Below are 21065 nucleotides of genomic sequence, written 5' to 3' on the forward strand. Positions count from 1 at the left end.
TTACCTTTAGACTTATTGTTGATTGATCCTATTAATAGACATTTTGACGGTTCCCTCACTCTGAAATGTCTATTAAATCTACTTTCTTGGACATTTTGATGGTCTCCTCTGTTTAAAATGTCTATTAAATCCACTTTCTTAGACATTTTGACGGTTCCCTCACTCTGAAATGTCTATTAAATCTACTTTCTTGGACATTTTGATGGTCTCCTCTGTTTAAAATGTCTATTAAATCCACTTTTTTAGACATTTTGACGGTTCCCTCACTCTGAAATGTCTATTAAGTCTACTTTCTTGGACATTTTGATGGTCTCCGCTGTTTATAATGTCTATTAAATCCACTTTCTTAGACATCTTGACGGTTCCCTCACTCTGAAATGTCCATTAAATCCACTTCACCATTATCTAACAAAATTGTGATATATGGTGTTCGTCCAAATTCTCGCTCAGGAAAATAGTAAAGGGCTTCCTCTTCAGGAAGCCCTTCTATCATTATTGTGCTGCTACTTCTTGGATCAATGCGATGACCATCTCAGCTAGTTTGTCCAGCTCTTCGATTGGCATTCTTTCGTTTGTTGTGTGGATTTCCTCATATCCTACAGCGAGGTTGACTGTTGGGATGCCAAAGCCTGCAATGACATTTGCATCGCTTCCGCCACCGCTGTGGAGTAATTCTGAGCTTCTGCCGATTTTTGCAGCTGCTTTTTTAGCAAGCTCAACGACGAGGTCGCCTTCGCCGAACTTGAAACCAGGGTACATTACCTGGATATCTACATCTGCCTTGCCGCCCATTTCCTGTGCAGCTGATTCAAATGCTTCTTTCATTTTTGCTACTTGCGCTTCCATCTTTTCAGGAATTAGAGAACGTGCTTCTGCAAGGATCTCTACATGGTCGCATACGATATTTGTCTGTGTTCCACCCTGGAAGCGTCCGATATTTGCAGTAGTTTCTTCATCAATACGTCCAAGCGGCATTCTGGCAACAGCCTTGGCAGCAATCGTGATTGCGGAAACACCTTTTTCCGGAGCAACGCCTGCATGTGCTGTTTTACCATGGATGACAGCTGCTACTTTTGCTTGCGTTGGGGCTGCAACAATAATGTTTCCAACCTTTCCGTCACTGTCCAGTGCATATCCATATTTCGCTTTTACCAAAGAAGAATCCAATGCTTTTGCACCAACGAGACCTGATTCTTCTCCAACCGTAATGATGAACTGGATTGTTCCATGCGGGATTGATTGTTCCTTTAGAACGCGGATGGTCTCAAGCATGACAGCAAGTCCAGTCTTATCATCTGCTCCAAGGATCGTCGTTCCATCAGTCACGACATAACCATCTTTAATGGATGGCTTAACACCCTTGGCAGGAATGACAGTATCCATATGGGATGTAAAGTAGATTGTATCTACGCCGTCTTTTGTACCTTGTAAAGTACAGATCAGGTTTCCTGCTCCGTGACCAGTTTGTGCGGTTGTATCGTCCTCAAAAACCTCTACTCCGAGGTCCTCGAATTTTTTCTTAAGGACGCGTGCGATTTCAGTTTCATACTTTGTTTCAGAGTCAATTTGGACTAGCTCTAAAAACTCATTCAATAAACGTTCGTTATTAATCATCCTAGCCGACCTCCAATTATGTATATACTTCTTGAGTATAACGCTAATTGAATAACAACACCAAACACAAAATCCTAAAGCGGAATGTTGCCGTGCTTTTTGCCCGGCCTGTCTTCCTTCTTTGTCCGAAGCATTTCAAGGGACTGAATTAGTTTGATGCGGGTTTCTCGCGGATCGATAACATCATCGACCATTCCCTGGCTTGCAGCGACATATGGATTCGCGAATTTTTCACGATACTCATCGATCTTCTGCTGCCTTGTCTGGTCTGGATTGTCACTGTTCTGGATTTCCTTCGCAAAAATAATATTGGCAGCTCCCTGTGGTCCCATTACAGCAATTTCAGCATTCGGCCATGCAAAAACAAGATCCGCACCGATGGATTTGCTGTTCAAGGCAACATATGCTCCTCCGTATGCTTTTCGTAAAATAACCGTAAGCTTTGGTACCGTTGCTTCTGAATAAGCATACAGGATTTTCGCTCCGTGACGGATGATGCCGCCATGTTCCTGTTTAATGCCAGGGAAAAAACCTGTCACGTCTTCAAATGTAATGATCGGTATATTGAATGAATCACAGAACCTGATGAAGCGAGAGGCTTTATCGGAAGAATCAATATCAAGTCCGCCTGCCATCACCTTTGGCTGATTGCAGACAAGACCAACGACCTCTCCTTTAATTCTCGCAAGTCCAATGACAATGTTTTTGGCAAAGTCCTTCTGTATTTCCAGGAATGAACCGACATCGACAACCTGTTCAATTACCTTGCGCACATCATACGGCCGGACGGCATCAAAAGGAATGGCATCAGTCAGATCTGGACGATAATCATCCTTATCGTCGGCTTCAAGGCGCGGTGGCTTTTCTTCATAGTTTTGCGGCAGATAGCTTAACAGCAGCCTTACCTGCTCTAGTGTTTCTTCTTCTGACTGGCCATGGAAATGAGCATTGCCGCTGATCGTATTATGTACAATTGCTCCACCCAAATCCTCAGCAGAAATTTTCTCCCCGGTAACTGTTTCAATTACTTTAGGACCAGTGATGAACATCTGGCTTGTCTTCTCGACCATGAATACAAAATCGGTAATTGCAGGTGAATAAACGGCTCCCCCTGCGCATGGTCCCATAATTACTGAAATTTGAGGAATTACTCCGGAATAAATTGAGTTACGGTAAAAAATATGGCCGTAGCCATCAAGCGAAACAACACCCTCCTGAATCCTCGCTCCTCCGGAATCATTCAACCCTACAAATGGAGCACCATTTTTAGCTGCCAAATCCATGACATTAGCGATTTTCTTTGCATGCATTTCACCTAAAGCTCCACCGAACACGGTGAAATCCTGCGAAAATAAATAAATCGGCCTGCCGTTCACTTTACCGTAGCCGGTTACAACCCCATCCCCTGGTCCCTTCTGGTTTTCTAGTCCAAAGTCTGTGCTGCGATGCTGGATGAAGGGGTTCAATTCAACAAAGGTTCCTGGGTCAACAAGCAGCTCGATTCTCTCACGGGCTGTAAGCTTTCCTTTTTCATGCTGCTTCTCAATCCGCTCATCACCGCCTCCCAGTTCGATTTCCCTGCGACGGTCATATAGTTCATTAATCTTCTCATAGATGTCTGGCATTCTATTCAGCCTCCCCGTTTTTCTCGCAAAGTTCATATAAAACGCTTCCTGTCGATTTTGGATGCATGAAAGCGACAAGCGCTCCCCCGGCACCTCTTTTAGGAACATCCTGGATCATCCTGATGCCATTTTCTTTCATATCATTGATACGTTCCTGAATCGAATCAACACCAAGCGCGACATGGTGAATCCCTTCACCCTTCTTTTCGATGAATCGAGCGATAGCGCTTTCATCTGATAAAGGTTCCAGGAGTTCAAGCTTCGTTTCCCCGGCTTTTAGAAAAGCTACTTTGACTTTCTCGCTGTCTACTTCCTCGATCCCCAATAATGGCAGTTTCAGCACATCTGTATAAAATGGGAGGGCATGCTCAAGAGATTTGACAGCAATGCCGATATGGTCGACCTTTTTAATCATGTAATTCCCTCCAGATATTATTTAAATATATTTAATCGTTTTAATATTCGACAAAAATGTCATAAATCCTTCTTATATTAATGGGATAGAGTATTGAATTATCGATTGACATAATATTCAAGCCAGTTCACTACTACACTAACATAAAAGCTTTTTAATAATGACTAGAACGCCTTACTTAAAAAGGGTTGTTGAAATGACCAAGTGGTTGTAAAATAATAGAGATAAGTAGATTGCAAAAGCTTTGGAGGGGATTATTTTTATGCGTAAGCCGAATGTCAGGAAGGTCGTAGTTTATATCATGCTTTTTACAATGCTAGCTTCAACCCTTCTAATGGGAGTAGCTACATTCCTATAATAACTATAAAATAATCAAAGGGCTGTCATTTAATTTGACAGCCCTTATTTTTATTTACTTATTGCACCATGTTCTTGTCCCAACTCGATAAAGCTTTTTGGGGATGATGTAATAAGGATTTTTGTTCCTAATGGTATGTAATCGTATAATGATTCGACAGCCTCGTTTTGGAGCCTGACGCAGCCCTGGGAAATGTTTTTGCCAATACTAGAAGGATCGTTTGTCCCATGTATTCCATATGTTCGGCCATCCGTATTCTCAGCGTCAAACCCAATCCACCTGCTGCCAAGAGGATTATCAGGGTCTCCGCCCGGGATATCCTTTTTACGATAATACGGATCAGGAGCTTTGACTGTGACTGTGAAAAGACCTTCAGGTGTCAGGTCTTCTGACTTGCCTGTTGCCGCGCTGACCACCGTCTGGACTCTGTTCTCATTGATCAGGGCTACCTCATTCGTCTGTTTATTCACAATTACAAATGGGTCTCCTGGAAGCGGGTTAAGCCCGAGCGGCCAGATAGGCGAAAAAACGAATGCTGCTAGAAGCATAGAAATAAACACTGGCATGTTAATCCCTCCGTGGTCTATTTCTGTTAGTTTGTCACGGCAGCTTCACTTTTATCCTTACTCGTCTTCAGACCTTTAAACGAACGTTTCAACAAGAGGAATTGTTCCATTTCATTAACAAAATGAAGCAATGCAGCCCTTGCCTCGAACTCTTCCCTTGTTTTTGGCAGCTCCATATTCTCAAATTCCGTTTTCATCCTCATTAATTTTTCTAGGTAAAAAAGAACTGTATTGCCAGGGTGGATCCCTTTCGACAGCAACTCGACAAACTCTGCAACAATATTAGCCTGCTCAACATGCTTTGGAATAGAAGTAATGGAAGGAAGCACTCTTTCAATGATTTCAAACTGCTTTTCCCTGATTTTAAAATATTGATAATATAGATTTTCATCTCTTAAAAAATGATTTTCCACATCCTGAATGGCAAGTGCCTTTGCTTTTTCAATGAGCCTCGCAGTCTCGGTAAGCTCCCTGCCATCCCAGCTCGAATCCTGGTTTTTAAGGTATTGGGCGATCTCAAGGAAAATCCTCTTATAATTGGCTTCAATTCCCCTTTGGTATTCCTCAAGCTTATTATCGACACTTGGCATATACAAATTCATGATCAATGCTACGCCAATTCCAATCGTAATGATTCCCAGCTCGTTCAATAAAACCTCTCCGGTGACCTTTTCTGCCGAGTAGATATGCATGATGATGACACTGCTAGAGACTACACCTTCTTTTGCCCCAAACATGACTACTGTCGGGATGAAAAATAATAATAACAGACCGATGACAATCGGATGATAAGCAATTCCCTGAAAAAATAGCGCCGAGAATGCCATCGCTATTATACAGGCCAGGAATCGATGCCATGAAGCCTGCAGTGAACGTTTCTTTGTCACCTGGATACAAAGAATCGTCAAGATACCCGCAGACACAAAATTCTCAAAGCCAAGGTACTGGGCAATGATAATAGAAATCGCCGTACCTAGCGCTGTTTTCAAAGTCCGGTAACCAATTCTGAATTTCACATTATATTCTCCTATCAAAAAACTATAAATCCCTGCATACCTAAACAAAAAACTTTTGGATATCTCCAATTAGCCGATTTGCAAAACAAATAAAAAGATGATCATACCATTCTAGATATGATCATCCATTAGTTTATCAGATACGTCACGCTTTATAAAAGCAACTCATGTGTCTTAGAGCATTTTTTCGAGAAACTCTTTTGCCCTGCTGCTTTTAGGGCTGCTAAAGAATTCTGCTGGTGGTGCATCTTCAACAAGGACTCCACCGTCTAGGAATAGCACACGATCCGCTACTTCACGGGCAAATCCCATTTCGTGGGTGACAATTGCCATTGTCATGCCAGTGTGTGCCAGCGACTTCATTACCTCGAGCACCTCTTTGACCATTTCGGGATCCAATGCGGAGGTTGGTTCATCGAAAAGCATGACTTCAGGGTTCATTGCCAGCGCCCGGGCGATTGCTACACGCTGCTTTTGGCCTCCTGACAGCCTATTAGGATATTCATTTGCCTTTTCAGCAAGACCGACCTTTTTGAGAAGCTCTAATCCGTGCTTTTCTGCTTCTGGCTTCGATAAACCTTTAACCTTAATTGGAGCATAGGTGATGTTCTGCAATACGGTCATATGCGGGAAAAGATGAAAGTGCTGGAATACCATACCGACATTTTCGCGGACTTTCATGATATTGGTTTTCTTATCAGTAATTTCATCGCCATCAATCAAAATCTGTCCGCTTGTCGGGTGCTCAAGCAAATTAAGGCAACGGAGGAAGGTTGATTTTCCAGAACCGGATGGGCCAATGATTGCGACTACTTCACCACTTTCAATTGTTGTGGAAATCCCTTTCAACACTTCTAGTTTGCCAAATGATTTATGAAGGCCGTGTACTTTAATCACTTTGTCTCAATCTCCTTTCCACTGCCTTGCCAATCATTGTCAAGGTAATGACCATTACATAATAGATAAGCCCAGCAAAAATCAGCGGTTCAAAAAACCTGTATTGATCTCCGCCGACAATATATGACCTGCGCATAATATCATCTACCGCAATGACGGTAACAATCGCTGATTCCTTTGTAAGTGTAATGAATTCATTCATCAATGCCGGCAGGATGTTTTTCATCGCCTGTGGCAGGATGATATCCCGCATCATTCTCTCTCCAGGGACGCCCAGTGCCATTGCGGCTTCTTTTTGTCCTCTATCGACAGCTAAAATTCCTGCCCTGATGATTTCTGAAATATATGCTGCCGAGTTTAAAGAGAATGCTGCTACAGCAGCTGTATATGAATCAATCTCGAATCCAATAAGCTGAGGCAGCCCATAATAGATGATCATCAATTGGAGAATTAACGGGGTTCCGCGGAAAATCGATGTATATGCATCCGCAAACCAATTAAGTGCTTTGGATTTACTTATTTTGAAGATCGCCAGAACAATCCCAAATGCAAAGCCTAGCAGCCCTGCTACAATTACTATTTTCAAAGTGACGCCAATTCCCTTCAAAATATATGGCAATGAAGGAAGGATGGCGGTAAAATCAAGATTCATAGTCTTAACAGCCCTCTCTATCTATTTCATGAAGGAGAAAGGCGCCCAGAAGACATACGCTTTCTGAACGCCTGATTTACATCTTACTTTTCTCCACCAAACCATTTAACGATTAACTTGTCTACTTCGCCATTTTCCATTTTTTCTTTGAGAACTCTGTTAAATTCCTCAGTCAGCTTGCTTCCTTTAGGGAAGGCGATCGCTGAACCGGCTTCTTCTTCGCTTCCATCTTCAATCGTAAAGCCAGCAAGATCAGGATTATTCTTGAAATACCCCTCTGCTACTGTATCTTCGATAATTGCTGCATCAATGCGCCCAGCTTTGATTTCCTGGACTAATTCAGGAATTCTAGTACGTTTTTCAATCTTGATTTCCACTGTCTCAGCGATTTTCTCAGCTTCTTCTTCCTGAATGGATGAAAGCTGAACTCCCACTGTTTTACCTTCAAGATCTTCAATTGATTTGATATTGCTGTCTTTTGCAGAAACAATCATATGGTTCGCTGTATAGTACACATCAGTGAAGTCAACGTTCTTTTTACGGTCAGGAGTTGGAGTCATACCTGCCATGACAAAATCAACACGGTCAGCCTGAAGTGCACCAATAAGGCCGTTAAAATCCATATCCGTAATTTCTACTTCATACCCTAATTCATTGGCGATCAGGTTTGCTAAATCCACGTCAAAGCCAATGATTTCATCACTTGTAGCTGTTTCTACATATTCAAATGGCGGATAGTCGGCTGAAGTGCCCATTTTAAGAACTTTCTTTTCCTCTCCACCGTCGCCTGAAGTTTTTTCAGTGCTTGTCCCGCATGCTGCGAGAACTCCCGTTAATAAAATGCTCATCAATAAAACTGAAATTGCCTTTTTCATCTGTTGTTTTCCCCCTATAATGTCTATTCTGTAATTTTTATACAAGTTTATTAATATATTAGCTATCAACCTTTTGAATTCATGCGTTTCAACTAATATTTATTAACTAAAATGTATTTTAACACACTTTTATAAATATGCAATAATATTTTTAAATATAAATTTAATGTATTTTACCCATAAAAAAAGAACCCCGGCAAAATCGGGATTCTACAGTATTTATACTTCTTCACAATATTCTTCGAATGCATTTTGCAGTTTGTTTACGACTTGCATTGGATCGTGCCCTTCGATTTCGTGACGTTCGACCATTGTGCAAAGTTTCCCGTCCTTCAGCAATGCGAAAGATGGGGATGATGGCGGATAGCCAGTAAAATAGCTACGCGCTTTTTCTGTAGCTTCCTTATCCTGTCCGGCGAAAACAGTCACAAGATGATCTGGACGCTTATCATAGTGAACAGCATGTGCTGCTGCAGGACGGGCAATTCCTCCGGCGCAACCGCAAACTGAGTTAACCATGACAAGTGTTGTTCCTTCTTTAGCCAATGCTTGTTCTACTTCCTCGCTCGTTGTTAATTCTGTATATCCAGCTGCCCCAATTTCCTGGCGTGCCTGACGGACTACATCATTCATGAAAAAATTAAAATCCATGCTCATCGATCGATCTCTCCTCTGCTGAATAGTAACTAGTACATAAATATATGATACCAATTAAAATTAATTTTTCAAAGTATGTTTAACTCTAATGAAATGCGGGAAAGGTAACAATACAGCTAGATCCATACCCCTAAACTCCCTAGATGAAGGACAACGGAACATTCCGTTGTCCGCTTTTTTTATGAATAATATGCGTTTGGACCATCCCTTAATTAATGTCAGTGTGCACGATCTCCCTTTCTATCGACTAAATGCACTGGTACTTATTGTTTAATTCAATTTCATGGGCACATGTTTGACCATCTTCTGCCCATACTCTGGCTTTTCACTCGACTTTGGGCACATGTTTAACCATCTTCTGCCCGTACTCTCGCTTTTCACTCGATTTCGGGCACATGTTTAACCATCTTCTGCCCCTACTCTCGCTTTTCACTCGATTTCGGGCACATGTTTGACCATCTTCTGCCCGTACTCTCGCTTTTCACTCGACTTCGGGCACATGTTTGACCATCTTCTGCCCGTACTCTCGCTTTTTCACTCAACTTCGGGCACATGTTTGACCATCTTCTGCCCGTACTCTCGCTTCTCACTCGACTTCGGGCACATACTCTTTGATTTGGTGGTCTTTACTGCGGTTGAACTTGCCCTTCACTTAATTGGATAATATTTTCAATTATTATGCTTTTATTAGTACTATTTTTCTTGAAAAATGAGCTGCCCCAATGGACAGCTCATTTTTTCGTCTCGTAAAAAGCTCTAAATAACTCCTCTACACCTGAAGCTACTGGCCTGTTTCCCGAAATGACTTCGTTTTCCACCTTTGGCAGCAGGTCTTTTATTTCTGGGTGATGAAAGAAATTTGCCTGAAGCTGATCGATGATCATATCATTCAGCCACTCTTTTGTCTGGAATCTTCTTCTTTCATCAAATATTCCACTTTTTTTAGTGAAGCTCTCAAAGTCCGAGACTGTTTTCCATATATCACCAATTCCTTTGTTCTGTAACGCTGAACTCGTCATCGCAATTGTCTGCCAGCCTTTTGTCGCAGGCTGCAGAAAATGCAGGATCCGGTTGTACTCTTCTTTGGTTTTTTTCGCTGTTTGTTCATTTGGACCATCTGCTTTATTCACTATGACTGTATCAGCAAGCTCCATGATTCCTTTTTTCATGCCTTGAAGTTCATCGCCTGCACCTGTCAGGACGAGAAGCATGAAGAAATCGACCATATCCCTGACGATGACCTCACTCTGCCCAACTCCAACCGTTTCAACCAGGATGACATCGAAGCCAGCTGCTTCACATAATAGCATTGTTTCCCGCGTTTTACGGTGGACACCACCAAGCTTACCGCCAGAAGGTGATGGTCGGATGAATGCCCTCGGATTCCGTGCAAGCTTTTCCATTCTCGTCTTATCGCCAAGGATGCTGCCGCCAGTCAGGCTGGAGGTAGGATCCACCGCCAGGACGGCAACCTTATGCCCCTTGTCGCATAAATAGCTGCCAAAGCTCTCGATAAAAGTGCTCTTGCCAGCTCCCGGCACACCAGTGATGCCGATCCTGATGGAGCGTCCCGATTCAGGCAAAAGCTTCTGCAAGAGGGTTTGGGCCGACTGAAAGTCATGCTCCGCATTGCTTTCAATCAAGGTGATCCCTTTTGCCAGCGCTGTCCTGCCCCCAGCTTTAATTTCTTCAGCAAGCGAAGCTGGATCCAGTTTGGAAGAATTCTTTTTTTTCACGAAACGCCCGGCTTTTGCTGCCGGCCTTTCGGCATTTTCACCTGCCACTCCAGGCTTCACTACACTTGAAAAGGAATCAGCCTTTTCGGGATCGAACCATTCCGGCTTTTTCTCATCTGCCATTAACTAGACACTTCCTCATAGCCAAGGCGCTCATAAATAGTGCGTAAAACTTTCTGCGCCGCAACAGGAATGACCGTTCCAGGTCCAAAAATCGCACTTGCTCCATTATCATATAAGAATTGATAATCCTGAGCCGGGATGACGCCTCCGACAATGACGACAATATCTTCGCGCCCTAATTTTTTCAGCTCCTTCACAAGCTGTGGCAATAATGTTTTATGTCCTGCTGCCAAAGAGCTGATTCCGATGGCGTGGACATCATTTTCAACTGCCTGGATCGCTGTTTCTTCAGGCGTTTGAAAAAGTGGACCTATATCCACATCAAAACCTAAATCAGCAAAAGCGGTTGAAATGACCTTGGCACCCCGGTCATGTCCATCCTGCCCCATCTTCGCAATCATAATGCGCGGCCTGCGTCCTTCATTTTCAAGGAACTCCTGTGTCATTTGCTGGACTTCAGCAATTTCCTCACCATTTGTGAAGGCAGTGCTGTATACTCCGCTTACTGATCGGATGACCGCTTTATGCCTTCCAGCCGTCTTTTCGATTGCATCTGAAATTTCTCCAAGTGTCGCCCTTGCCCGAGCGGCCCTTACTGCATATTCAAGAAGGTTGCCTTCTCCTGTTTCTGCCACCTTAGCTAAATCATTTAAAGCTGCTTCAGCTTTTTCATCATCACGGTTTTCTTTCAGCTGCTTAAGCCTTTCAAGCTGTTTCGCACGAACAGCGGTATTATCGATATCCAGGATTTCCAGAGGATCCTCCTGGTCCAGCTTGAATTTATTCACGCCAATGATCGTTTCTTTTCCAGAATCAATCTGTGCCTGGCGCCTTGCCGCAGCTTCTTCGATTCGCATTTTTGGAAGTCCAGTTTCAATTGCTTTCGCCATCCCGCCAAGACCTTCGATTTCTTCAATATGCTTCCACGCACGCTCGATGAGTGAATTTGTCAAACTTTCTACATAGTAACTGCCTGCCCATGGATCTATGACCTTTGTGATCCCGGTTTCTTCCTGAAGAAATAATTGTGTATTCCGGGCGATGCGCGCTGAAAAATCAGTCGGCAGCGCAATGGCTTCATCAAGTGCATTCGTGTGCAATGATTGGGTATGCCCCATGGCTGCTGCATGTGCTTCAATTAATGTGCGGATGACATTATTGTATGGATCCTGTTCAGTAAGACTCCAACCCGATGTCTGCGAATGTGTCCTCAAGGCCATCGACTTTTCATTTTTCGGATTGAATGTCTTGATCATTTTTGCCCAGATAAAGCGGGCTGCCCTCATTTTGGCTACTTCCATGAAATAGTTCATGCCGATCGCCCAGAAGAAGCTCAGCCTTGGTGCGAATGAATCAATATCGATTCCTGCCTTTAGGCCAGTTCTCACATATTCAAGACCATCCGCGAGCGTGTATGCCAATTCGATATCCGCGGGAGCACCGGCTTCCTGCATATGATAGCCTGAAATACTGATTGAATTGAATTTCGGCATATATTTAGAAGTGTACTCGAAAATATCGGCAATGATTTTCATCGACATTTCTGGTGGATAAATGTACGTGTTCCTAACCATATACTCCTTCAGGATGTCATTTTGAATCGTCCCGGATAATTGATCCTGTGTCACTCCCTGTTCCTCGGCGGTCACGATGAAGAACGCCATGATTGGCAGGACAGCACCATTCATTGTCATTGATACAGACATCTGGTCGAGTGGGATTCCGTCGAACAGAATTTTCATATCTAGAATAGAATCAATGGCCACTCCTGCTTTACCAACGTCACCCTCGACTCGTGGATGGTCAGAATCATAACCTCGATGTGTTGCCAGGTCAAAGGCAACAGACAAACCTTTTTGCCCCATTGCAAGGTTGCGCCTGTAAAATGCGTTGCTTTCTTCTGCAGTCGAAAAACCTGCATACTGTCTTACCGTCCAGGGACGGTTCACATACATCGCAGGATACGGTCCCCTCGTAAAAGGTGGGAGGCCGGGCATTCCTTCCATATGTTCTGATGATGTTACATCTTCTTTTGTATACACTGGTTTAACCTTGATCTGCTCATTCGTTTCAAATAACAGATCATCGATTTTCTGCTCAATATGGCAATCAACTTGTTCCTTGCTGACCTCGTTTTCCTCAGCAAACAAACGGACTTTAGTAAAGTCAGGCTTTTGCATTTGCGCCCACCTCCATTTCCTGAAGCATAGATGATAGAGTCTGTAATGCATTGCTTCTTATGTGCAGGAACTCCTGTATTCCGGAAGTTTTCCATTCGCTTTGTTTCTCGTCAGGGATGCCTGCCAGGTAAAGCTTGACATCGTGCTCTCTTGTAATCTCCTGAGCCAGCTCAGGTCCAAAAGAATTGTAGGCAGACTGTTCTCCGCAAATTACAAACTGCCTGGCGATTGATGAGTCTATGAAATCAATCGCTGCCGAAATGGTGTCCACTTCCCCGCTCCTTACAGTATGAATCCCTCCCGCTGACAATAAGCCGGAAATGAAATCTGCTCTAGCCTTATGCTTCTTCATTTCACCCAGGCAAATTAAGCCGACTTCAGGCTGCACACCCTTTTTCTCCAGCTTCTTTGCCTTGAATCTCAATTCTTCATAAGACTCAGCTAATCTTTTTAATTTTAACGGTGCAAAGCCTGGTTTCACTTCTTTAAAACTATCTTTGAGAGGGCTCTCAGACTTAATTTTATTAATGCTAGCATCAACGGAGTCGATCATGTAATTTCCTTTTATCTCTTGGACAACAGGTTCACTGATCTCGTCTGTAAGGTTGGCATAAACGTTTGTTCCAATCATGCTCTTTTTACGAGTAGCAATGTCCTGTTCGTGGTCTTCAGCTGTCTGAGCAATCTGCACCTGTAGCCAGCCTGATTTCAGCGTTTCATACATACCGCCCTTGCCATCCATTTCGAGGAATAGCTCCCAGGCTTTTTCAGCCAGTTCTTTTGTCAATGACTCAACATACCAGGAACCTCCTGCAGGGTCGGCTACTTTTTCAAGATGTGCTTCAGATTTAAGCACCAGCTGCGTATTACGGGCAACTCTTTCGGAAAAAAGATTCGCAGTTCCTGCTTGTTCATCAAAGCTGCCAGTATGAAGGTACTGGATTCCGCCCAGTACTGCTGCGAAGGTCTCATTTCCAGCCCTAAGCATGTTAACGTATGGATCAAAAAGGGTTTTTGTGAACCTTGAGGTTTCAGCAGATATGACCATTTTACGGTCTTCTTCACCTGCTCCGAAAGCTTCTGCTGTTTTGCTCCACAAAAGCCTGGCAGCTCTAAGCTTGGCAGTTTCCATGAAGAAGTTTGAACCAATCGCGAATTGGAACACCATCTTTGATAACGCTTTCTTTATTTCCCATCCATTGTCCAGCAACTTTTGAAGGAGATAAACCCCGGTGGAAATGGCGATGGCCAGTTCCTGCACTGCATTCGCGCCGCTGTTATGGTATGGGACGGTATTGACGAGTACTGTCTTTACTTCTGGTAATTGCTCAGCTGCCTCTTCAAGTACTTTTGTCCATTTTATAAAGAATTCATTTTCCTCCGTTGGGAGTCCGCCAATTAAACTTGCTTCGGCAACAGGATCCGCTGCAGCGAAACCTGAAAGTTCTTCTGCACTGCCTGCTTCATTTCTGGCTATTGCCAAAGCTGCGAGCAATGGCGTCTGGAGCAATCCAGCATCCAGGCTTAAAGGATATTTATTTTTATAGGAAGAGATGAAAGACACAAGTGCTCGATTATCGGAAAATAACTCCGGTTTTACTTCAAAAGAAATGGCGGTTTGTCCCTTTGATAGGGCGACGTCGAGTTTCCCTTTCAGCTCGTCAACACTGGAGTAAAAGAGGCGGTTTGCTATATGCCAGGACTCAGACTGGTATCCAAGTGAGTGGATGCCTCTTCTATAATCTGACTCACCAGGCAGTTCCCCGGTCAATCCATTTGGAAGATCCCCTTTTGTATAAAGCGGTTTAAGAGTAATATCCTCATATGTATTCGTATAAAGAGAATCAATCGGCTTGCCTTTTAAAGAAGCAGCAGCTTTCTCCTGCCAGTCTCCAAAAGTTGCATCTTTGAACGAGGTAGCTTTCATATTTTCAATCGTCATAAACCTTACTGTCCATAGTTCAGACAGCTTTCCCCCCTTCACTAGAAATTGTAGTAAAATTCTAATTTTCATACTCTTCTATATTTTAGTATACGAATGCTTTTCTAGCAACGAAGTGATTCCAACATAAAAGCCGCTGCATTAGCAGCGGCTTTTAATACTATTAATAAATAGAAGTTGTCTCTTTTGATGTATTCTCAAGGATTTCCTTAACCCTTGCAAGGAAACGGCCGCAAACCAAGCCATCCAGTACACGGTGATCGAGAGACAGACATAGGTTCACCATATCACGAACAGCGATCATGCCGTTGTTCATCACTACAGGGCGCTTAACGATCGATTCAACCTGTAGAATGGCTGCCTGAGGGTAATTGATGATTCCCATTGATTGAACGGAACCGAAAGAACCGGTGTTGTTAACAGTGAACGTTCCGCCCTGCATTTCCTCGGCGCGAAGCTTTCCTGTGCGTACCTTCAGAGCAAGCTCATTGATTTCACGGCCAATGCCTTTAATTGTCTTTTCGTCTGCATTCTTGATGACAGGTACAAAAAGAGCATCATCAGTCGCAACTGCAATGGAAATGTTTATATCTTTTTTCTGGATGATCTTTTCGCCAGCCCACATAGAATTGATTTGCGGGAATTCCTTCAATGCCTGCGCAACTGCCTTCACGAAGAAAGCAAAGAAAGTAAGATTGAAGCCTTCCTTTTTCTTGAAATCATTCTTTAGGCCATTCCTGTACTCTACAAGATTCGTAACATCCACTTCTACCATCGTCCATGCATGCGGAGCTTCATGCTTGCTGCGCAGCATGTTAGCGGCAATCGCCTTACGCACGCCAGTCACAGGGATTTCAATGTCACCGGCAGCAACTGGGACAGACGGAGCAGGCGCAGCTGGCTGTACCTGTGGTTCAGGTTGTGTTTGTGCTGCAGGCTTTGCTGAAGCAGCATCAACCTTAACCGCCTCTTTAGGTGCTTCATTCTGTGCAGAAGCTTGAGGAATATTTCCAGATTCAATCACTTGCTTAAGATCCTTACGGGTAATCCTTCCGCCAGCTCCACTTCCCTTGACTTGGGATAGATCAATGTTATTTTCCTGAGCCAGCTTCAATACTGCAGGTGAATATCTAGCCTTGCTTCCTTCTTCCGCTGCAGGTGCAGGAGTCACACTAGCCGAAGATGCTGCTTCTGAAGCAGCTGCATCAGCTGCTGGAGCTTCTTCAGCGTTCCCGCCTTCAATTTCAATTGTGCAGATAATTTCACCAACTGCCAATGTATCGCCTTCACCCGCAATCAATTCTTTGATTGTACCCGAAAATGAAGATGGTACTTCAGCATTTACTTTGTCGGTCATGACCTCTGCGAGTGGATCGTATTTATTTACTTTATCACCAACGGAAACCAGCCACTTACTGATTGTTCCCTCGGTAACACTCTCGCCTAATTGGGGCATTTTAATTTGTTCGATTGCCACAGGTTGACCCTCCTTCTCCATTCATTCTATTTCCAATATGATTATGTTAAAATTCGGCAAGCTCTCTCATTGCTTTTTCAACTTTATCTGGATTGATCATGAAATATTTCTCCATTGTCGGAGCGTATGGCATTGCAGGAATGTCAGGTCCAGCCAGCCTTTTGATTGGTGCATCCAATTCAAACAGGCAATGTTCAGCGATAATCGCAGATACTTCACTCATAATGCTGCCTTCTTTATTATCTTCTGTTACAAGAAGGACTTTTCCTGTTTTTGAAGCAGCCTCAATAATTGCTTCTTTATCCAATGGATATACAGTTCGTAGATCAAGGATATGAGCAGAAATTCCATCCTTCGCAAGCCTTTCAGCAGCCTGCAGTGCAAAATGGACAGCCAGGCCATAAGTAATGACTGTAATATCCTCGCCCTCACGCTTTACGTCAGCTTTGCCGATTGGCAGCACATAATCGTCTTCCGGAACTTCACCCTTGATCAGTCGGTAAGCACGCTTATGTTCAAAGAACAATACCGGATCTTCATCTCTGATTGCTGCTTTTAATAAACCTTTTACATCATAAGGAGTTGAAGGCATGACAATTTTCAAGCCAGGCTGATTCGCAAACACGGCCTCAACTGATTGAGAATGATAAAGGGCACCGTGGACTCCGCCGCCGTAAGGAGCGCGGATGACCATCGGACAGCTCCAGTCATTGTTAGAACGGTAACGGATTCTTGCTGCTTCAGAAATGATCTGGTTTACAGCAGGCATAATGAAATCTGCGAATTGCATTTCGGCGATTGGACGCATTCCGTACATTGCGGCACCGATTCCAACCCCTGCGATCGCTGATTCCGCAAGCGGAGCATCAATCACGCGATCTTCGCCAAACTTTTCAAATAAACCTTGTGTCGCTTTAAATACTCCGCCTTTTTTTCCAACATCTTCACCGAGAACAAAAACTCTCGGATCTCTTTCCATCTCTTCTTTGATCGCTAATGTCACTGCATCTATATAAGAAATAACCGCCATTTTTGTTCCCCCTTACTCTTCAGCATATACGTATTTCAGAGCGTGCTCAGCCTCTGCATACGGTGCATTTTCAGCATAATCGGTTGCTTCATTAACCAGCTTCATGATTCTGTCGTTGATTTCCTTTTCAATCTCATCATTCATGATGCCATTTTCCTTTAAGTATGCGCCGAAGGTAATGATAGGGTCCTTCGTCTTTGCCTGCGCAACTTCATCTGGTGCGCGGTAGCTTCTGTCGTCATCATCCGATGAGTGTGGAGTCAGGCGGTAGGATACAGCCTCAACAAGAGTCGGCCCTTCTCCGCGGCGTCCGCGGTCAGCAGCTTCCTTTACAACTTTATAAACCTCTAAAGGATCATTACCATCAACAGTTACGCCTGGCATTCCATAACCGATTGCACGGTCGGAAACCTTCTCGGCAGCAACTTGTCTCTCGTAAGGTATGGAAATCGCATATTTATTGTTCTCAACCATAAAAATGACTGGAAGTTTATGCACCCCAGCAAAGTTCGCTCCCTCATGGAAATCTCCCTGGTTGGATGAACCTTCTCCAAATGTAACGAATGTGACCAAGTCCTTCTTTTCCATTTTACCTGCAAGGGCGATTCCAACAGCATGAGGAACCTGTGTTGTTACCGGTGAAGAACCTGTCACGATCCGATTCTTCTTTTGCCCGAAGTGTCCAGGCATCTGGCGGCCCCCAGAGTTTGGGTCTTCCGCTTTGGCAAAACCGGAAAGCATCAAGTCTTTTGCAGTCATGCCAAAAGTTAAGACCACTCCCATGTCACGGTAGTACGGAAGCACATAGTCCTTTTCACGCTCAAGAGCAAAAGCAGCTCCTACCTGTGCCGCTTCCTGTCCTTGACAGGAAATGACAAACGGAATTTTCCCGGCACGGTTCAACAGCCACATCCGCTCATCCAGCCGGCGGGCCAACAGCATTGTTTCATACATCTCCAAAACCTTTTCATCACTTAAGCCAAGTGCAGCGTGACGATTTTCTGCCATCTTTATACCTCCCAATTGTTCGTACAAGGCTCTTTTCCAGGGGAAAAGAGCTCTTGTTTATAAAATATTTTAAGAATGGATTGCTTTACCATCCACAGCCAGGGCAGCTTCGCCGATCGCCTCTGACAATGTCGGGTGCGGATGGATTGTATGAGCAACTTCCCAAGGTGTCGCATCAAGCACTTTTGCAAGGCCTGCTTCGGAGATCATGTCCGTCACATGCGGCCCGATCATATGGACACCGAGAATATCGTTCGTTTCCTTGTCTGCCACGATTTTCACAAAACCATCGGATTCACCATATACAAGTGCCTTTCCGATTGCCTTGAAGGAGAATTTACCTGTCTTCACATCGTGTCCTTTTTCCTTTGCTTCGTCTTCGGTCAGTCCAACGCTGGCAGCCTCTGGAGAGCTGTATATACATTTTGATACGAGTGTGTAGTCGATTGGATGTGGATCTTGTCCTGCGATATGCTCGACCGCAACGATTCCTTCATGTGAAGCCACATGTGCAAGCTGCAAGCCACCAATCACATCACCGATCGCATAAATGTGGGATTCCTTTGTCTGGAAATACTCGTTCGTCTGGATGAAGCCTCTTTCCAGTTGAATATCTGTATTCTCAAGGCCGATTCCTTCGACATTAGCCTGGCGCCCAACAGAGACAAGCAATTTTTCAGCGGAATATTCTTTTGTTTCACCCTTAACTTCTGCGCTGATTGTGACACCATCGCCTTTTTGCAGGGACTCTGATAAAACTTTTGCACTCGTTACGATTTTCACGCCTTTTTTCTTCATCGCGCGCTGCATTTCTCTTGAAACTTCTTTGTCCTCAGTTGGAACAATTCGGTCTGCATACTCAATCACAGTGACAGAAGATCCAAAATCAGCAAGCATAGAAGCCCATTCGATGCCGATTACACCACCACCGACGATGATGATCGACTTAGGAAGATCCTCCATCACAAGCGCTTCATCAGAAGTCATGACATATTGGCCATCTGCTTCAAGACCAGGCAATGTTCTTGGTCTTGAACCTGTCGCAACGATGACATTCTTAGGGATCAGCATTTCATTTTCTTCGCCATTATTCATCTCAACAGAAATGGTTCCTGGCATTGGAGAGAAGATGGATGGTCCTAAGATTCTTCCCAAACCTTCATAAATATCGATCTTGCCTTGTTTCATCAGGTGCTGAACACCACGGTGCAGCTGCTCGACGATTTTTTCTTTTCTTTCCTGTACCTTTGCGAAATTGACGCCAACTTCACCTGTCGTTACGCCAAAGTCTTCACTTTTCTTTGCGGTAGCATACACCTCAGCACTGCGGAGCAATGCCTTGCTTGGTATACAGCCCTTATGCAGGCATGTTCCTCCAAGCTTTCCTTTTTCAACGATGGCAGTTTTCAAGCCAAGCTGAGAAGCTCTGATGGCTGCTACGTATCCGCCTGTACCGCCTCCGAGAATGACCAAATCATATTCTGTAGCCATCTGGATCCCTCCTCTATATGGTTTAAGACCTTTCACTTGATCTTTTATCTTCGCTCCAGGCGCACGCTGGTCCTATTACCCAGCATTCTACCTGCCCGGATATTCTTTTACCTTTTCTTCCCCGCGCAGGATGCGAAGGGCTCCTTCAGCCAGGGCCTGTAGTTCGTTTTCTCCAGGATGGACAATAACGTCCGCGATCCAATTTATTCGTTCAGAGATTTCCTGGACGAACTCTTTTCCATAAGCAAGGCCGCCAGTTAGTACAATCGCGTCTACTTTTCCAGAAAGGACGGCACTTGCAGAACCGATTTCCTTTGCTACCTGGTAAGCCATCGCTTCGTATACAAGCTTTGCCTTCGCATTTCCTTGCTTGATCATTTTTTCGACCTTAACCGCATCATTCGTTCCAAGGTAACCTACCAGGCCCCCCTGGCCGACTAATTTTTTCATGATTTCTCCGCGGAAGAAATCACCAGAAAAACATAGCTCAACAAGGTCGCCTGCTGGTACTGTTCCTGCACGTTCTGGACTGAACGGACCATCGCCATGCAGACCGTTATTCACATCAACAACCCTTCCCTTTTTATGGGCACCTACGGTGATTCCGCCGCCAAGATGGGTAATAATCAAGTTCAGCTCCTCATATTTTTTGCCCAGCTCTTTCGAAACCCTGCGCGCGACTGCCTTTTGGTTCAATGCATGGAAAATGCTTTTTCGTTCAATGAGTGAGAATCCCGATACACGCGCTATCGGATCAAGTTCATCGACTACGACCGGGTCGACGATAAATGAAGGGATATTCAAACCCGATGCGATTTCATAGGCAAGAATACCTCCCAGATTTGAAGCATGCTGGCCTGAATAACCTGCTCGCAGGTCTTCGAGCATCTTATTATTCACTGCATATGTTCCGCCTTCGATCGGCCTTAAAAGCCCGCCGCGCCCACAAACAGCACTCAATTTTGAAACGTTGATCCCTTCAGTATCAAGCGTTTCAAGTATCGTATTCTTCCTGAATTCGTATTGGTCGATGATGGTTTCATAGGAGTTGATGACAGCTGAATCATGACGGATCGTTTTTTCAAAAACGGAAACCTCATTGTCAAAGACTCCAATTTTCGTTGATGTAGATCCTGGATTAATGACTAGAATCCGATGTTCTGTTTGTTGCACAGTTAAACCTCCAATTTGCTTGCGGAATAGCAAGAATCCGCAATACGTCAGTAGCATTTAGGAAACAGCAGAGGCGCCGAAACAAATATTCAGCGCTCTCTGTGGAAACCTTTCTTTAAGGCTGTTTTCGAATTGAAAGTTGCTTTTCGTATAAAACACCACTTCCCGCATAGGCTTCAGGGCTCCTGTCTTCCTGCCCATGTCTGTTGAAACCTTAACACGTTTTACTT

Annotated in this window: 18 protein-coding genes; 1 reads left to right on the forward strand and 17 read right to left on the reverse strand. The window is 44.1% G+C overall.

The features are described 5' to 3' along the window. Window positions 1-492 precede the first annotated feature (492 nt). The 3 genes from DYI25_RS10255 to mce form a co-directional block, all read right to left on the reverse strand. Window positions 493-1614 carry a tripeptidase T gene (locus DYI25_RS10255; RefSeq protein WP_213368458.1) on the reverse strand — a complete coding sequence of 374 codons (1122 nt, stop codon included), beginning with the start codon at window positions 1612-1614 and terminating at the stop codon, window positions 493-495. 74 nt (window positions 1615-1688) lie between these two features. After that, entirely contained in the window at window positions 1689-3239 is a 1551-nt protein-coding gene (locus DYI25_RS10260) for an acyl-CoA carboxylase subunit beta (protein ID WP_213368460.1), read from the reverse strand. A gap of 1 nt (window position 3240) precedes the next feature. Then, window positions 3241-3654, reverse strand: a complete 414-nt coding sequence (gene mce, locus DYI25_RS10265; protein ID WP_213368461.1) for a methylmalonyl-CoA epimerase — start codon at window positions 3652-3654, stop codon at window positions 3241-3243. 262 nt (window positions 3655-3916) lie between these two features. Here mce and prli42 point away from each other — a divergent pair, with 262 nt between their 5' ends. After that, entirely contained in the window at window positions 3917-4012 is a 96-nt protein-coding gene (gene prli42, locus DYI25_RS10270; protein ID WP_213368463.1) for a stressosome-associated protein Prli42, read from the forward strand. 50 nt (window positions 4013-4062) lie between these two features. Here the strand turns inward: prli42 and DYI25_RS10275 are convergent, their stop codons facing one another. The 14 genes from DYI25_RS10275 to buk all read right to left on the reverse strand — a co-directional run bounded on the left by DYI25_RS10275 (window position 4063) and on the right by buk (window position 20835). Further along, window positions 4063-4578 carry a L,D-transpeptidase gene (locus DYI25_RS10275; protein WP_213368466.1) on the reverse strand — a complete coding sequence of 172 codons (516 nt, stop codon included), beginning with the start codon at window positions 4576-4578 and terminating at the stop codon, window positions 4063-4065. 26 nt (window positions 4579-4604) lie between these two features. Continuing rightward, window positions 4605-5594: an aromatic acid exporter family protein gene (locus DYI25_RS10280; protein ID WP_213368469.1), complete on the reverse strand. Its 990-nt coding sequence runs from the start codon at window positions 5592-5594 to the stop codon at window positions 4605-4607. A gap of 174 nt (window positions 5595-5768) precedes the next feature. After that, window positions 5769-6491: an amino acid ABC transporter ATP-binding protein gene (locus tag DYI25_RS10285; protein WP_213368471.1), complete on the reverse strand. Its 723-nt coding sequence runs from the start codon at window positions 6489-6491 to the stop codon at window positions 5769-5771. Beyond that, the gene (locus DYI25_RS10290; RefSeq protein WP_213368473.1) at window positions 6484-7143 is read right to left on the reverse strand and encodes an amino acid ABC transporter permease; all 660 of its coding nucleotides are present in this window, start codon (window positions 7141-7143) and stop codon (window positions 6484-6486) included. The genes DYI25_RS10285 and DYI25_RS10290 overlap by 8 nt, the downstream gene beginning before the upstream one ends. Window positions 7144-7226: 83 nt before the next feature. Beyond that, window positions 7227-8018 carry a transporter substrate-binding domain-containing protein gene (locus tag DYI25_RS10295; RefSeq protein ID WP_213368475.1) on the reverse strand — a complete coding sequence of 264 codons (792 nt, stop codon included), beginning with the start codon at window positions 8016-8018 and terminating at the stop codon, window positions 7227-7229. A gap of 219 nt (window positions 8019-8237) precedes the next feature. Then, window positions 8238-8675 (reverse strand): BrxA/BrxB family bacilliredoxin, encoded by a 438-nt coding sequence (locus DYI25_RS10300; protein ID WP_102263519.1) that lies wholly within the window; start codon window positions 8673-8675, stop codon window positions 8238-8240. A 731-nt stretch (window positions 8676-9406) separates the two neighbouring features. After that, window positions 9407-10534 (reverse strand): methylmalonyl Co-A mutase-associated GTPase MeaB, encoded by a 1128-nt coding sequence (gene meaB / locus DYI25_RS10305; RefSeq protein ID WP_213368477.1) that lies wholly within the window; start codon window positions 10532-10534, stop codon window positions 9407-9409. Continuing rightward, a complete protein-coding gene (scpA, locus tag DYI25_RS10310; protein ID WP_213368479.1) occupies window positions 10534-12714 on the reverse strand; it encodes a methylmalonyl-CoA mutase in 2181 nt (726 codons plus the stop codon). Before scpA ends, meaB begins: the two co-directional genes overlap by 1 nt. Continuing rightward, complete coding sequence (locus DYI25_RS10315; protein WP_213368481.1) at window positions 12701-14656, reverse strand: methylmalonyl-CoA mutase subunit beta; 1956 nt, start codon at window positions 14654-14656, stop codon at window positions 12701-12703. The genes scpA and DYI25_RS10315 overlap by 14 nt, the downstream gene beginning before the upstream one ends. A 163-nt stretch (window positions 14657-14819) precedes the next feature. Beyond that, the gene (locus tag DYI25_RS10320) at window positions 14820-16133 is read right to left on the reverse strand and encodes a dihydrolipoamide acetyltransferase family protein (RefSeq protein WP_213368483.1); all 1314 of its coding nucleotides are present in this window, start codon (window positions 16131-16133) and stop codon (window positions 14820-14822) included. A 46-nt stretch (window positions 16134-16179) separates the two neighbouring features. Further along, the gene (locus tag DYI25_RS10325) at window positions 16180-17163 is read right to left on the reverse strand and encodes an alpha-ketoacid dehydrogenase subunit beta (protein WP_213368485.1); all 984 of its coding nucleotides are present in this window, start codon (window positions 17161-17163) and stop codon (window positions 16180-16182) included. A 12-nt stretch (window positions 17164-17175) separates the two neighbouring features. Next, on the reverse strand, window positions 17176-18171 hold the full coding sequence (locus DYI25_RS10330) for a thiamine pyrophosphate-dependent dehydrogenase E1 component subunit alpha (protein ID WP_213368487.1): 996 nt from the start codon (window positions 18169-18171) through the stop codon (window positions 17176-17178). Window positions 18172-18240: 69 nt separating this feature from the next. Continuing rightward, window positions 18241-19662: a dihydrolipoyl dehydrogenase gene (gene lpdA, locus DYI25_RS10335; RefSeq protein ID WP_213368489.1), complete on the reverse strand. Its 1422-nt coding sequence runs from the start codon at window positions 19660-19662 to the stop codon at window positions 18241-18243. 87 nt (window positions 19663-19749) lie between these two features. After that, window positions 19750-20835, reverse strand: a complete 1086-nt coding sequence (gene buk, locus DYI25_RS10340; RefSeq protein ID WP_213368491.1) for a butyrate kinase — start codon at window positions 20833-20835, stop codon at window positions 19750-19752. Window positions 20836-21065: the final 230 nt, after the last annotated feature.

The sequence above is a fragment of the Mesobacillus boroniphilus genome, assembly GCF_018424685.1.
In the GTDB taxonomy this organism is placed as follows: domain Bacteria; phylum Bacillota; class Bacilli; order Bacillales; family Cytobacillaceae; genus Mesobacillus; species Mesobacillus boroniphilus_A.